This window comes from Caballeronia sp. HLA56, from assembly GCF_054655155.1.
The window spans coordinates 2929488-2944563 of record NZ_BAAHOB010000005.1 but is presented as its reverse complement, the minus strand read 5'-3'; the positions used below and the strand labels follow the sequence as shown (position 1 = coordinate 2944563).

Genomic DNA, 15076 nt, shown 5'->3' with positions numbered 1-15076 from the left:
TTCCTAGTGATCGAGCGAGATCGGGTTATCCATGTAGACATTCAGCTTCTGTCTGGTCCACGGTTCCGGGTTGCCTATGGTCGTGACGATGCCCGTCGTCGCGCCGCCGCCGAGCAACAAGGTGAAAATGCCACGCAGTGGAAAGTCGCCGTAGAGGGGGTTGGTGATATCGAACGGCTCGGAGCGCGTGAACATGTCCGCGACCGTGTTGCCCATGTATTGCGTGAACGCATCGGGGAAAGGCAGCGCAAGCACGGTTGCATTGACGTGGCTCGCATCCGAGCCGATTGCCGGATCGCCGAGAATGCAGCTTCCGCCCGTGCCCCAGTGCTGCGAATCGAACGGGTCCGCGACCGGGTCGTCAACGGTCGGTATGTGGCTGGCTGGAATTTGCCACGGCATCACGGGCAACTTGAGCGCACGACTGACGGCCTTGCAAAAGTCGAAAAAGCGATCCCATTCGCGTGGGCCGTAGCAGTAGCCATTCTCGTAGGCGCGCTGAGTAAAGTCGTCGGCTTCGTACCGGTCGATAGCCAGAAAGTCGGGCTTGTACGGCTCGTCGTAGACGCCAAGGCTCTGGACATAGCTCGCCGTCTGCTGCGCCATTTGCGCGGGATCGACGTCGGCCTCGTAGATCCACTCCGAGTAGCCCACACCCCAAAGGTTGATCTGCCAGCCGAAAGTCACCTTGGGCGCGATGGTGCGCGTCAGCCAGTTCACGGCCAGCACGTAGCCTTTGATGTCCTCCGTGACGTTAGCGGGAATCGTGGCCGTGACCTGCCAGTGATCGAGCGCGGTCTGCAGCGGCGCGCGTACCGGCATTGCGTAGGTCGGAGCATATTTACCCTGCTCGCATGAGCCGAGGAAGTCAGGATTCACGATGAATCCCGCCGGCACCGGATGCGCGCTGTCGATCGCCTCGTTCGCGATATTGAGCGCCAGAATGTAGTTCGCGAAGCTGTGTGCGTGAGCGTCCGCGTTCGCCAACTGGTCCGGCGTGTCGCCGAGCGACAGGTTGCAGGTGTAGGACACCATTACGGGCAGCACCGGCTGCACATTGCCCAAGTCGTCCTCGACTGAACGGGCGAGCGAGATCGTCGCGCGGGTCTGAGGGTCGTCCGTCAGATACGTGCTGGCGTCGCCAGCGCCGTCCGTTCCGGCATAACAGAAGATCGAAGTTGCGCGCGCGGCGACGAAATCCGCTTCATTGCTCGGCACGAGATCGGTACAGCCGCCGAACGACAGATAGTTCGGAAAGCCGGGCACGGTGAGATTGGCGGAGGTCGTAATGCTCACATCGAGATGCGCGCTCTCGTCGTTCGTCACGTTGAGCGAGGACGGTGCCTCGACGACATAGACCACGCCCGCGAGAAGGAAATCGCCCGCCGTCGTGCTATAGCTGCCTGGCTGTATCGGAACGGCGAATGCCGTCTGTTGCGACTTGGCGGATACGTTCTGCACATAGGTCATGGAACCGCCCGTCAGACGCAACTCGATCGCATGATCGACCGCATCCTGAGCCGTGATATTGATCGGCAGCTCGACATAGCCCGTGGTGGGGACGTTCGAGGTGGTGATCATCGAATCACTGATCGTCAACGTTTGCAGTGCGTTCGTCAGCGTGACGAGCGGCACCGAGAACGAGTATTCGACATTATTGAGCGCGACGTTTTGAATCGAGACTCGTGCGCTGCCCGAGGGTGGCAGCTTGCGTAGCGAAACGACGCTGTTCGTCCGGGTGTCGAATAATGCGAGCGTCGCGCCGGTCTCGATGTCGTTCACCGTCACATGAAGCGTTTCGGTCGAAAGGCCGGTAAGCGCGCTAAACGAGAGATCGAGCGAACAGTAATATTCGACCGGACCAAAGCTCGCTTTAAGCGACGAGGTTTGACCCGCCACGATCTTGACGGTCGACTGGTCCACGAGCAACGGAGCGAGGACCGTCTCATCGCCCGTGACAACAGGGTTGGCTATCACGCTATACGTGCCTTGTTCCAGTTCGGACGTACACGTCTGGTCATAGCAAAGGACGACGGTGACGGCCGCGTCCCCCTGAGTCAGCGTGAGTGTGGGAAGCACACCGGACAGCGCGGGATCGGGCGCGGCCGGACACGTGATTGACAGGGTTCCTTCGATATCGGGCGACTGGTCCGCCGCGAAGGTGAACGAATTGAGCCACGTGTCGGGGCTGGCTACCAGATTCCCATTGATGCCGATGGTGATCTGATCCGCCGGCTGCATCGTGTAGGACGTGGTGTAGTCGATCGTCACGGTGGCGTCGAAAGTGCCGTCGCCCAGTTGCGAAACGTCGGCGGTAATGTCTCCGATCACGTACACGGCATACGCTGGCGTGATTGCCGTAGCGTCGATATTGGCTGGGGAGTGAAAGTTGAACGCAAGATAGTTGTCGACCGTGACCGCGCTGTCGTCTTCATAGCGCAGGTTGGAGACGATGATCGTGCCGTACCATTCATTGGCGCCCGCACCGACGACTGCATCATATTTGATCTGCATGTTCTTGCTCCATTCGTTATTTCGGCTGGAATCATTATCAATTCGATATACGAAATAATAACGAGCCTTTGTGAACTTACTTTATTTAAGTATGTACAACGAACTAATTGCAATGTGTCTTGTTTGTCGGCTCCTAGAACAATCAAGATATTGAGAATCTCGATAGCCGCTGCCAGCTTATCGAGGCGTGGTGCCGAACACCTTTAAATCAGTTCGACACCCGATTTATAGGTGGCGGAAATAAATGCCAGAATGGGAGAAATCCGAGATTTGCGCACCGTATCGGGGCGCGCGCCGGGGATGGCGCTCGAATAGAAAACGAATGATCGGGCCGTTGCAGCCCGACCCGATGCGGCTCAGTGCTTGCCCGTGCTACCGAAACCACCCGCGCCACGCGCGCTGGCATCGAAATCATCGACGATATTGAACTGTGCCTGCACCACCGGCACGATCACCAACTGCGCAAGACGTTCCATCGGGTTCAACGTGAATGCAGTGTCCCCGCGATTCCACGTAGATACCATCAGTTGCCCTTGATAATCCGAATCGATCAGACCGACCAGATTGCCAAGCACGATGCCATGTTTATGACCGAGTCCTGATCGCGGCAGAATCAGCGCCGCATAACCGGGATCCGCGAGATGAATGGCGAGGCCAGTGGGCACGAGCACGGTTTGATGCGGCTCGATGACCATCGGCTCGTCCAGACACGCGCGCAGGTCGAGACCCGCGCTGCCAGGCGTGGCATACGCGGGCAGGAAATCGCGCATGCGCGCATCGAGAATCTTGACGTCGAGTTTCATACGTTCTTTTGAGCGTGGCGGCCGAGTTCGAATGCCTCGGCGAGAAGTTGATAGGACCGCGTGCGCGCGGCATAGCTGCCGGCGACTGTGAGCACGATGACTTCATCGGCGTCGAATTGCTCTTGCAGCGCATGCAGCTTTTCCGTCACGCGCTCTGGCGTGCCGATGATACTGCGCGCTTTCTCATGCGCGATCACTGCGAGCTCGCGTTCGCCGTAGACCTGCGAGATGCCCTGCGCAATCGACGGAATAGGCTGATTCAAACCATAAGCCATTTGCACGCGCCGCAGATCCACCGCGCGTTCGAGCGCATCGGCTTCCTTGTCGGTATCGGCGCAAATCACGAAAACGGCTGCGGCGAGATAAGGCTTCTCCTCGTGGCCGGCCGTGAAACGCTCGCGATAAGCCTCCGCCACGCGATGCCCATACTGCGCGTTGATGAAGTGCGCAAACGCAAAGCGAATGCCGAGTTGCGCGGCGAGCAAGCCGCCGAAATCACTGGAGCCGAGCATCCACAGTTGCGGACGCGTTTCGATCTGCGGCTGAAGCAGCACGCCTTTCGCGAGTGAATCGTCGGGCAGTTCGCCTTTGAAAAGCGCGACGAGTTCGGCCACTTGCTGCGGGAAAATGTCGCCGCGATTGTATGAACCCGCGGCCACCGCCTGCGCCGTGCGCATGTCGCCGCCCGGCGCGCGCCCGACACCCAAGTCCACGCGATTCGGAAACAGCGCTTCGAGCATCAGGAACTGTTCGGCCACCTTGAACGAACTGTAGTAGGGCAGCATGACACCGCCCGAGCCAATGCGGATACGTTTCGTGAGACTTCCGATACGCGCGAGCATCACTTCCGGACACGGGTTCGACACACCGTACAAACCGTGATGCTCCGCGCACCAGTAGCGCGTGTAGCCGAGGTCGTCCGCGAGTTGCGCGAGATCGAGCGTGGCCGCGATGGCATCCGCGGTCGAGTGACCGTGGATCACAGGCGTCTGGTCTAAAACCGAGAGCTTTGTCATGGGCTTAGGAGAGTATCGAGCCGCCGCCGCGTGGCGCGCGTTTCGCTATTTCGCCGATCAGCGTGCGAGCAAGCGTCGCTTTGTCGGCGCGCGGCAAGGGTGTCGCGCCGGATGCTTCGAAGAGCACGACTTCGTTGTCGTCGCGGCCGAACGTGAGCGGACCGAGATTGCCGATCAGAAGCGGCACGTTTTTGCGCTTGCGCTTCTCTTCGCCGTGAACGTCAAGATCGCCGCTTTCCGCCGCGAAGCCGACGCAATAGGGCGGGTTCGGCTGCTTGGCCACCAACGCAAGAATGTCCGGATTCTCGACGAACTCGAATGATGGCAACGGCTGACCCGCGACCTTCTTGATCTTGTGCTCGCTGACATGATCCACACGCCAGTCCGCGACCGCCGCGACCGCGATGAAAATGTCCGCATCGGGCGTGGCCTGCATGACGGCGTCATGCATCTGCATGGCCGTCTGCACGTCTTGCCGATACACGCCCCAGGGCGTTGGCAGCGAAACGGGCCCCGCCACCAGATGCACGTCCGCGCCGGCTTGCGCCGCCGCACGCGCGAGCGCGAAGCCCATCTTTCCTGATGAACGGTTCGTGACGCCGCGCACGGGATCGAGCGGCTCGAAAGTCGGGCCGGCCGTGATGAGCACGCGCTGACCGCGCAGAATCTTCGGCTGGAAGAAGGCGCAGATGGCTTCGAACGTGGCTTCGGGTTCGAGCATGCGTCCGTCACCGACCTCGCCGCACGCTTGCGAGCCCGAATCCGGTCCTAGCACCTCGATGCCATCGCCGCGAATGTGCGCGACGTTGCGCTGCGTGGCCGGGTTTTGCCACATCTGCTTGTTCATGGCGGGCACGACGAGCAGCGGACAATCGCGTGCAATGCACAAGGTCGAGAGCAGGTCGTCGCACATGCCGTGCGCGAGTTTCGCGAGAAAGTCGGTGGATGCGGGTGCGATGACGATGGCATCCGCCTCGCGCGAAAGATCGATATGCGGCATGTTGTTCGGCATGCGCGCGTCCCATTGCGAGGTGTAGACGGGACGGCCCGACAACGCCTGCATGGTGACTGGCGTGATGAACTGCGTGGCCGCTTCCGTCATCACGATTTGCACGGTCGCGCCCGCCTTGATCAAGAGGCGCGTGAGTTCCGCGATCTTGTAGCAGGCGATACCGCCGGTGAGGCCAAGCACTAAATGCTTACCCGTGAGTTCGCTAGTCAACTTGCCTCCATCGATGCGAGACGCGCGGCTCTTTGTAAAGCCGCGCCGGAAACATCAGCGCGAACCGCGCACGCGCCGCAGTTCGTCGAACACGAGCAGGACCGCGCCGACCGTAATCGCGCTGTCGGCAAGGTTGAACGCGGGCCAGTGCCACGCGCGCACGTGAAAGTCCAGAAAGTCGATCACGTGACCATAAGCGATACGATCGATCACGTTGCCGATCGCGCCGCCCATGATGAGCGCGAGCGCCGTGCAGAAGAGCCGTTGCGCGGCGTGCTTCTTGAGCAGATAGCCAATCACGACAGCAGCCACCACGCCCAGCGCCGTGAACGCCCAGCGCTGCCAGCCGCCCGCCGCCGCGAGAAAGCTGAACGCGGCGCCGCGGTTATAGACGAGGAACAGGTTGAAGAAGGGCGTGAGCGCGTGCGGTTCGCCGTAAGCGAAAATCTTCTGCACCGCGATCTTGGTCAACTGATCGAACAGAATGACGATCAGCGCGACGCCGAGCCACGGCGCAAGCGAGCCACTACCGGAAGTTTGTTTCGACATCGTTCGAACCATTATGCCGCGCCCCGCGTTTCGCCAGCGCCGAAAAGGTTGGAGAAGCAGCGGCCGCACAGTCCCGGATGATCCGCGTGCGAGCCGACATCCGCACAGTAGTGCCAGCAGCGCTCGCACTTGAGATAGCTCGATGCGCTCACGTCCACGCCTTCTTCCGCTTCGCTCGCCACGCGCTCGAGCGCCGCCGATGACGTGATCAGCACGAAGCGCAACGCATCGCCGAGACTGGCGAGCGCGTCATAACGCGCGCCGCTTGCGCGCACGAGCACCTCGGCTTGCAGCGACGAGCCGATCAGATTGGCCGTCCGCGCTTCTTCCAGCGCCTTCGTCACGTCGCCGCGCGCGTTGCGGATGAGCGTCCACGTATCGAGCAATTCGCCCGCATTCGCCACTTCCGGATACGCGTGATAGACCTCGGTGAAGATGGTTTCCTGACCGGGCTTGAGCACCTTGTACGCCTCTTCCGCCGTGAACGACAAATACGGCGCGATGAGCCGCAGCAAGCCATGCGCGATGTGATAAAGCGCCGTCTGCGCGCTGCGGCGCTCGCGTGAATCGGGCTTCGTCGTGTAAAGACGATCCTTCAGCACGTCGAGATAGAAGCCGCCCAGGTCTTCCGAGCAGAACGTGGCGATCTTGGCGACGACCGGGTGGAACTCGTATTTCTCGTAATGCGCGAGCGCGTCGTCCTGCAGATTGCGCGACAGCGCGATCGCGTAACGATCGATTTCGAGCCAGTCTTCGACCGGCAACGCGTTCTTCTCGAAGTCGAAGTCGGACAGATTGGCGAGCAAGAAGCGCAGCGTGTTGCGGATACGCCGGTACGTCTCCGTCACGCGCTTCAGGATTTCCTCGGAGATCGCGAGCTCGCCGGAATAGTCCGTCGACGCGATCCACAAGCGAATGATTTCCGCGCCCAGACGGTTCGCCACCTCGTGCGGATCGACGCCATTGCCGAGCGACTTCGACATCTTGCGGCCTTCGCCATCGACCGTGAAGCCGTGCGTGAGAAGCGCGTCGTAGGGCGGGCGGCCGTCGAGCATGGATGCCGTCAACAACGACGAATGGAACCAGCCGCGATGCTGGTCCGAACCTTCGAGATACAGGTCCGCCGGGAATTGCAGCGAGTCCTTGTGCGAGCCGCGCAGTACGTGCCAATGAGTAGTGCCGGAGTCGAACCAGACGTCGAGCGTGTCGCGGTTCTTTTCGTACATGTTGGCGTCGTCGCCGATCAGCTCGCGCGGGTCCAGCGCCTGCCATGTTTCTATCCCGCCTTGCTCGACGCGCTTCGCCACTTCCTCGAGCAATTCGAGCGTGCGCGGATGCAGTTCGCCCGTTTCCTTGTGCACGAAAAACGCCATGGGCACGCCCCACTGACGCTGACGCGAAAGCGTCCAGTCCGGGCGATTCGCGATCATGCTGTAAAGGCGCTGCTTGCCCCACGACGGATAGAACGCCGTGTTCTCGACGCCTTCCAGCGCGGTCTCGCGCAGCGTCTTGCCGCCGTCCTTCGGCGTCACGTCCATGCCTGCGAACCATTGCGAGGTCGCGCGATAGATGATCGGCGTCTTGTGGCGCCAGCAATGCATGTAGCTGTGCGTGTACTTCTCGGTCTTGAGCAGCGAGCCCGCGCCTTCGAGCGCCTCGATGATCCGCGGATTCGCGTCCCAGATCGACAGTCCGCCGAAAAGCGGCAGCGATTCGATATAGCGGCCGTCGCCCATGACGGGGCTGACGATGTCGGAGTCCGACATGCCGTGCGCCTTGCACGACACGAAGTCTTCCACGCCGTACGCTGGCGACGAGTGCACGACGCCCGTGCCGCTTTCTGTCGTCACGTACTCACCGAGATACACGGGCGCCGTGCGCTTGTAGCCCGGATGCGCCGCCGCGAGCGGATGATGAAACCGCAGGTTCGCGAGCTTCGCACCGGTCGTCGTGGCGATGACTTCGCCCGGCAAGCCGTAGTTCTGCAGGCATGCCTCGACGCGCTCTTGCGCGAGGATCAGGAGGCCGCGCGGGGTATCGACGAGTGCGTAGACGATCTCCGGATGCACGTTCAGCGCCTGATTGGCGGGAATGGTCCAGGGTGTGGTCGTCCAGATGACGATGCCGCCTTCAGCCTTCGGCAACGCGGGCAAACCAAACGCCTGCGCGGTCTTTTCGGGTTCGGCGAACGCGAACAGCACGTCGATGGTCGGATCGGTCTTGTCCTTGTATTCGACTTCCGCTTCGGCCAGCGCCGAGCCGCAGTCGAAACACCAGTTCACGGGCTTGAGGCCGCGGAACACGTAGCCCTTTTCCATGATCTTGCCAAGCGCGCGGATTTCACCGGCTTCGTTCGCGAAGTTCATGGTCTTGTACGGATTGTCCCAGTCGCCGAGCACGCCAAGACGCCGGAAACCGACCTTCTGTTTCTCGATCTGCTCGCTCGCATAAGCGCGCGCCTTCTGCATGACTTCCGTGGCCGGCAGCGACTTGCCGAACTGCTTTTCGATCTGGATTTCGATCGGCATGCCGTGGCAATCCCAGCCCGGCACGTAGACCGCGTCGAAGCCCGCGAGATTGCGCGCCTTGACGATCATGTCCTTCAGAATTTTGTTGACCGCGTGACCCAGATGGATGTCGCCGTTCGCATACGGCGGGCCGTCGTGCAGGATGAACTTCTTGCGGCCCTTGCTGGCGGCGCGAATCTTCTCGTAGATTTTTTCGTCCTGCCATTCCTTCACCCACGCAGGTTCGCGCTTGGGCAAATCGCCGCGCATGGGGAACGGGGTGTCGAGCAGGTTGACGGGATATTTCGCAGCAGCTTTTTGTTTCTTGTCGCTCATGTGTGACTCGGTGAATTCGGTGAGACGGCGTCGCCGACGCGCGCAGTGATTCGAGAACGGGGCAGCGGGCGGCGCAAGGGCGCCGCGCGCTCACCTAATTCGGTCGGTGGCCGAAATGGCGAAGCCCGTCGCGCCGCTGCCCGTCGCGCTTGCTGGCGGCAAACCGAAGTAGGCGCGCGCGCTGGCGACGTCCTTCGCGATGGCAACGGAAAGCGTTTCCAGGTCGACGTACTTTTCTTCGTCGCGCAGCTTCTTCAGGAATTCGACGCGCACGAGCTTGCCGTAGGCGTCGCCGTGCCAGTCGAGCACGAAGACTTCGAGCAGCACGCGGCCGGAGTCGTCGACGGTCGGGCGCAGGCCGAGACTCGCGACGGCGGGCAAGGGTTCATCGGCAAGCCCATGCACGCGCACGACGAAGATGCCGGCGAGCGCGGGCCGCTTGTGCGCAATCGGCACGTTGAGCGTGGGAAAGCCGAGATCGCGGCCAAGCTTCGCGCCATGCACGACGTGGCCGCTGATGACGTACGGACGGCCAAGCGCGAGTTGCGCGGCGTCGAGGTCGCCCGCGACGAGCGACGAGCGCACCGACGACGACGAAATGCGCGCGCCGTTCGGATGCGCGACGGTTGCCATCTGCTCGACTTCGAAGCCGTGTTTTTCCCCGGCTGCCTTGAGCGATTCGAAGTCGCCCGCGCGTTTGGCGCCGTAGCGGAAGTCGTCGCCGATCATGACCCAGCGCGCGTGCAGCCCGTTCACGATGATGTCTTCGACAAACTTGTCGGGCGGCTGGCTCGCGAACGTGTGATTGAAATGCTCGACCACCACGCGATCCACGCCATTCGTGCGCAGCGCTTCGAGCTTGTCGCGCAACATGGCGATACGCGGCGGCGCGCCCGCCGGATTGAAGAATTCGCGAGGGTGAGGCTCGAAGGTCATGACGCAGACCGGCAGCCCGCGTGCGTCCGCGGCGGCGCGCACGCGCGCGAGCAACGCCTGATGACCGCGATGGACACCGTCGAAGTTGCCGATGGTCAGCGCACAAGGCGACCGGCTTTCGGCATTGGGGAGGCCGCGAAAGACTCTCACGATAGACGTTGGTGGGTGGGCAGGGCTTGCGCCGCAAAGCGTTAGATTATAAACGCTCGCACGCATCGACGGGCGCGCGCGGCCGGATGCTGCGCGCTCGTCAATCGGATTGGCACGATTTTCGCCGTCGCCGAATGATAAAATCCGCGAATGAAAAATATCGTCATTCTGATCTCCGGACGCGGGAGCAACATGGAGGCCGTCGTGCGTGCTTGCGCGCGCGAAGGCTGGCCGGCTCGGGTTCGCGCGGTCGTTTCAAACCGGCCGGATGCCGCCGGGCTTGGCTTCGCGGCCGAGAACGGCATTCAAGGCGTGGTGGTGGATCATCGCGAATTCGACTCGCGTGATGCGTTCGATGGCGCGCTCGCGCGGGAAATCGATCGCTTCGAACCGGATTGCGTGGTGCTCGCGGGCTTCATGCGGGTTCTGACAAATGCCTTCGTCGAACGCTATTCGGGGCGCATGCTCAATGTGCACCCGTCGCTCTTGCCGAGTTTCGCGGGCTTGCGCACGCATCAGCAAGCGCTCGATGCCGGCGTGCGCGTGCACGGCGCAAGCGTGCATTTCGTGACGCCCGAGCTGGATCATGGTCCGATTGTCGCGCAAGCCGCGGTGCCGGTCTTGCCCGGCGACGACGCCGCCACGCTCGCCGAGCGCGTGCTGGCCGTCGAACATGAGATTTACCCACGCGCGGTGCGCTGGTTCGTGGAAGGGCGTCTTGCCATCGAGGGAAAGCGCGTCGCGCTTCGTTCCTCTGAGCCACAGTGGCTCTTTGCCGACATTGCCGGGGAGGGCGCATGAGGCTGCATGGATTTTTGATTGGTCAAACCGAAACGCTGTTGGCGGACGTACTCCGCTTTTCAGGTCCCGCCGATGCCGCGACCAGCCGTTTCTTCCGCGCGCATCCGAAGCTCGGTCACAGCGAGCGCGGCGTGATCGCGGAGGCGGTGTTCGCCGTGCTGCGCCGGAAAATGGAGTTTTCGCATCTGGCCGAAAGCGGCAGCGGCAACCAGGCGCGGCGTCTCGCGCTGCTCGGGCTGATGCAGACTGCCGGTCTCACCGCGCTCAAGCCGCACGTCTCGGCCGACGAATACCAATGGCTCGCGCAGGTATCGAAGATCGATCCCGCGAGCTTGCCGGTGCGCATACGCACGAACTTGCCGCAGTGGATTTACGAGGCCATGGCCAAGCGTTTCGACGCCGAGGAACTCGCCAAACTCGCGGCCGCGCTGAACTATCCGGCGCCGCTCGATCTGCGCACGAACCCGATCAAGGCGAGCCGCGATGTCGTTTTGAAAGCGCTGAGCGAAGCCGGCATCGACGCGGGCGAAATGCCGTTCGCGCCGTTCGGCGTCCGCGTGGACGGCAAGCCCGCGCTCACGCGCCTCGCGCCGTTCCAGGAAGGCTGGATCGAAGTGCAGGACGAGGGCAGCCAGTTGCTGTGCTCGCTGATGGCGCCGCGCCGTGGCGAGATGATCGTCGACTTCTGCGCGGGCGCGGGCGGCAAGACGCTGGCGCTCGGCGCAATGATGCGCTCGACCGGCCGTCTCTACGCGTTCGACGTCTCCGACCGGCGTCTCGCCAAACTCAAGCCGCGTCTTGCGCGCAGCGGGTTGTCGAACGTGAATCCGGTGCTGATCGACAGCGAACACGACGCGAAGATCAAGCGCCTCGCGGGCAAGATCGACCGCGTTCTCGTCGATGCTCCCTGCTCCGGCTTGGGCACGCTGCGTCGCAATCCCGACCTGAAGTGGCGGCAATCGCCCGCGACGGTTGCGGAACTCACGCCCAAGCAGCTCTCGATTCTCACGAGCGCGGCGCGCCTCGTCAAACCCGGCGGGCGTCTCGTCTACGCGACGTGCAGCATGCTCGAAGCCGAAAACGAAGGCGTGGTGAAGCAGTTCCTGGAAGCGCATCCGAACTTCCGTGTCGTGCCCGCGCGCGATGTGCTGGCGGAACAGCGCATCGACCTCGACACGGGCGAGTTCTTGTCCTTGTGGCCGCACAAGCACGGTACCGACGGCTTCTTCGCCGCCGTGCTGGAACGCGTGCCCGACGCAAAATCGCCAAAGGCTTCCGCGGCGGAAGACGAAGCGCCTTCCGAAAGCTGATGCCGAACCGCATCCTGACGCATCTTTCCGAACGCCTGTTTCGCGACTTCGGCGAACCGGAGGTGCTGTGGCAGGTTGCGGTTCTGATCGGCCTGCTGGTCGTCGCGTGGTGGTGTGCGCGGCTGTTGCGCAAGCGGCTGGATGCGCGCCGCCAGTCGCGCTTCGAGGCGGTGCGCTTCGGCGCGGAGAGCCTGAACAAAGCGCTCTTTCCGCTGCTCGGCACGGTGTTCGTGACGGCCGCGCAACTGTTGCTCGCGCCGTTCATTCACACCGCGTTCCTGCGGCTGGCGCTGGTGCCGTTGTTGGGCATCACCGTCATCTATCTGATGTTCTACGTCGCGCGCCGCGTGTTCAGTCGCGACGGCACCGAGCACGAGGCGGGCGCGCTCCTCTTTCTGTTCGAAAAGCTCGTGACGACCATTGTCTGGGTCGTGATGCTGCTCACCGTAATGGGCATACAGGACGACGTCGTGCGCTGGATGGCGAGCGTGCGCTTCAATTTCGCCAACGCGCACATGACGTTGCTGTCGCTTGCATCGGGCGTGTTGTGGGTCTGCGTGACGCTGATCGTGGCGATGTGGGCCGGCGCGCTGCTCGACGACCGGCTGATGCGCTCCCGCTCACTCGACGCCAATCTCAAGGTCGTGCTCGGCCGCGTTGCGCGGGCACTGATGATCCTCGCGGCCATATTGGTGAGTCTGTCTATCGTCGGCATCGACATTACGGTGCTCGGCGTGTTCGGCGGCGCGCTCGGCGTGGGGCTCGGCTTCGGCTTGCAGAAGATCGCGAGCAACTATGTCTCGGGCTTCATCATTCTGCTCGACCGGTCGCTGCGGCTTGGCGACATGATCAACGTGAGCAACTATCAGGGCACGGTCACGCAGATTCGCACGCGTTATACCGTCGTTCGCGGACTCGACGGCATCGAAACGTTGATTCCGAACGAAAAACTCATCACCGACGTGGTACAGAACCATTCGTCGTTTCTGACGCGCGGCAACGCGAAGATTGCCGTGCAGGTGAATTATCGCTCCGACGTGGAACGCGCGATGCTGTTACTCGTGGAGGCCACGCACGATGTCGACCGCGTGTTGCAGGACCCTGCGCCCGCTGCGTTGCTTGCCAGCTTTGGCGCTGACGGAATCAACCTGGAACTGAGTTTCTGGATCGAAGATGCCGCGAAGGGCACGGGCGGCGTCAAGTCGCAGGTAAATCGTCGTGTTTGGCGGTTATTCTGTGACAACGGCATTGAAATCCCCTACGCGCAACGCGAGATAAGGATTGTTGGCGACGCGCGCAATGCACCGGTCGATACGGTAGGAAATGCCGAAAGGGGCGGCATGACGCCGCAGGGCCGGCCGGAGCCCCGGTTTGATGCTCGATCCGTTGATTTGGATCGAAAACAGGCATTAAATCGGCGCGTGAGTTTTTGCGCGTTTTGTTACCATACAAGAAATTCTACCTTTACGACAAAGACTTGGAACGCATGCAGTAGAATGCGATCGAACTTGCGCGCGTTTCTTTCATGTGCCCAACACGGTGTTCAGCGTCATTTGCACCGGCCATTTTTTCCGAATTTCACAGCTAGATAGGTAAATTGCCTTGCTGAATTCTTCTCTCGAATTTCTCGCCAACGGATTGCTCGACTTTTCTTGGTGGCAGATCATTTTGTTCACGCTCGCGATGACGCACGTCACCATCGCTGGCGTCACGATCTATCTGCATCGCTGCCAGGCGCATCGTGCGCTCGACCTGCATCCGATCGCGAGTCACTTTTTCCGTTTCTGGCTCTGGTCGACCACCGGCATGCTGACCGGCCAATGGGCGGCGATCCACCGCAAGCACCACGCGAAGTGCGAAACCGAAGAAGATCCGCACAGCCCGCAAACGCGCGGCATCTGGAAGGTGCTGCTCGAAGGCGCCGAGCTTTATCGCGTCGAAGCTAAAAACGAAGAGACCATGCGCAAGTTCAGTCACGGCACGCCGAACGACTGGCTCGAACGCAATCTCTACACGCGTTATCCGATCCTCGGCATCAGCATCATGATGGTTATCGACGTGGCGCTGTTCGGCATCGTCGGTCTGTCGGTCTGGGCCGTGCAGATGATCTGGATTCCGTTCTGGGCAGCTGGCGTGGTCAACGGTCTTGCGCACTGGTGGGGTTATCGCAACTTCAATTCGGCCGATGCCAGCACGAACATTTTCCCGCTCGGTATCCTGATCGGCGGCGAAGAGCTGCATAACAATCACCACACGTATGCCACGTCGGCGAAGCTGTCGAACAAGTGGTACGAATTCGATATCGGCTGGCTCTATATCCGCATGTTGTCGGCTGTGGGTCTCGCCAAGGTGAAGAAGGTCGCGCCCACACCGCGTCTGGCGGACAGCAAGTCGGTGCTCGACAACGACACGCTGCAAGCCGTGCTCGCGAACCGCTACGAAGTGATGGCGCGCTACGGCAAGGCGCTCAAGCGCGCATACGCACAGGAACTGTCGAAGCTGAAGGAAGCCGGTGCGCGCGAGAAATATCAGTTGATGCGCGGTGCGCGCAAGTGGGTCCATAAGGAAGAAGACGGTCTCGACGAGCCGCAGCGCAAGCAATTGCCGGAACTGTTCTCGGACAACCAGAAGCTGCGCACGTATATCGAAATGCGCAAGGACCTGTCGGCAATGTGGGACCGCTCCAACGCGTCGCGCGAGCAACTGCTGGTGCAATTGCAGGACTGGTGCCACCGTGCGGAAGAGAGCGGCATCAAGGCTCTGCAAGACTTCGCGATGCGCCTGCGACGCTACGCCTGATATCGCGATATCCGTTAAAATTTGATGACGTCACAAGACCCCGCTCTGGCGGGGTCTTTGTTTTTGGGCGGCGGATTTCGCGTTTTGTCGCGGCGCTGGGTTTGCAGCGTGGCCGGGCAGCGCATCGATACGA

The 15076-nt window shown here is 61.7% G+C and carries 10 protein-coding genes and 1 pseudogene; 4 read left to right on the top strand and 7 right to left on the bottom strand.

The window, feature by feature from the left end:
• Positions 1–3 precede the first annotated feature (3 nt).
• The 7 genes from ACYQ47_RS33330 to ACYQ47_RS33300 form a co-directional block, all read right to left on the bottom strand.
• Entirely contained in the window at positions 4–2514 is a 2511-nt protein-coding gene (locus tag ACYQ47_RS33330; RefSeq protein WP_309841665.1) for a hypothetical protein, read from the bottom strand.
• Positions 2515–2870: 356 nt separating this feature from the next.
• The gene (dut, locus tag ACYQ47_RS33325; protein ID WP_250463450.1) at positions 2871–3317 is read right to left on the bottom strand and encodes a dUTP diphosphatase; all 447 of its coding nucleotides are present in this window, start codon (positions 3315–3317) and stop codon (positions 2871–2873) included.
• Positions 3314–4333: an LLM class flavin-dependent oxidoreductase gene (locus tag ACYQ47_RS33320; RefSeq protein WP_459909038.1), complete on the bottom strand. Its 1020-nt coding sequence runs from the start codon at positions 4331–4333 to the stop codon at positions 3314–3316. The genes dut and ACYQ47_RS33320 overlap by 4 nt, the downstream gene beginning before the upstream one ends.
• Before the next feature lie 4 nt (positions 4334–4337).
• Positions 4338–5555, bottom strand: coding sequence for a bifunctional phosphopantothenoylcysteine decarboxylase/phosphopantothenate--cysteine ligase CoaBC (coaBC, locus tag ACYQ47_RS33315; RefSeq protein WP_459909036.1), 1218 nt, complete (start codon positions 5553–5555; stop codon positions 4338–4340).
• A gap of 54 nt (positions 5556–5609) precedes the next feature.
• Entirely contained in the window at positions 5610–6116 is a 507-nt protein-coding gene (gene lspA, locus ACYQ47_RS33310; protein WP_244827217.1) for a signal peptidase II, read from the bottom strand.
• Positions 6116–8947 carry an isoleucine--tRNA ligase gene (gene ileS, locus ACYQ47_RS33305; RefSeq protein ID WP_250525479.1) on the bottom strand — a complete coding sequence of 944 codons (2832 nt, stop codon included), beginning with the start codon at positions 8945–8947 and terminating at the stop codon, positions 6116–6118. Before ileS ends, lspA begins: the two co-directional genes overlap by 1 nt.
• Positions 8948–9037: 90 nt before the next feature.
• A complete protein-coding gene (locus tag ACYQ47_RS33300) occupies positions 9038–10033 on the bottom strand; it encodes a bifunctional riboflavin kinase/FAD synthetase (RefSeq protein WP_459909033.1) in 996 nt (331 codons plus the stop codon).
• Between the two features lie 150 nt (positions 10034–10183).
• Here ACYQ47_RS33300 and purN point away from each other — a divergent pair, with 150 nt between their 5' ends.
• The 4 genes and pseudogenes from purN (at position 10184) to ACYQ47_RS33280 (ending at position 14943) form a co-directional block, all read left to right on the top strand.
• Positions 10184–10834 (top strand): phosphoribosylglycinamide formyltransferase, encoded by a 651-nt coding sequence (gene purN, locus ACYQ47_RS33295; RefSeq protein ID WP_459909031.1) that lies wholly within the window; start codon positions 10184–10186, stop codon positions 10832–10834.
• On the top strand, positions 10831–12144 hold the full coding sequence (locus ACYQ47_RS33290) for an RsmB/NOP family class I SAM-dependent RNA methyltransferase (protein ID WP_244827221.1): 1314 nt from the start codon (positions 10831–10833) through the stop codon (positions 12142–12144). Before purN ends, ACYQ47_RS33290 begins: the two co-directional genes overlap by 4 nt.
• Positions 12144–13493 (top strand): annotated as a pseudogene (locus ACYQ47_RS33285) (mechanosensitive ion channel family protein); the annotation flags it as partial. The gene ACYQ47_RS33290 and the pseudogene ACYQ47_RS33285, both read left to right, overlap by 1 nt.
• A 253-nt stretch (positions 13494–13746) precedes the next feature.
• Positions 13747–14943, top strand: coding sequence for a DesA family fatty acid desaturase (locus ACYQ47_RS33280; RefSeq protein ID WP_244827223.1), 1197 nt, complete (start codon positions 13747–13749; stop codon positions 14941–14943).
• Positions 14944–15076 lie beyond the last annotated feature (133 nt).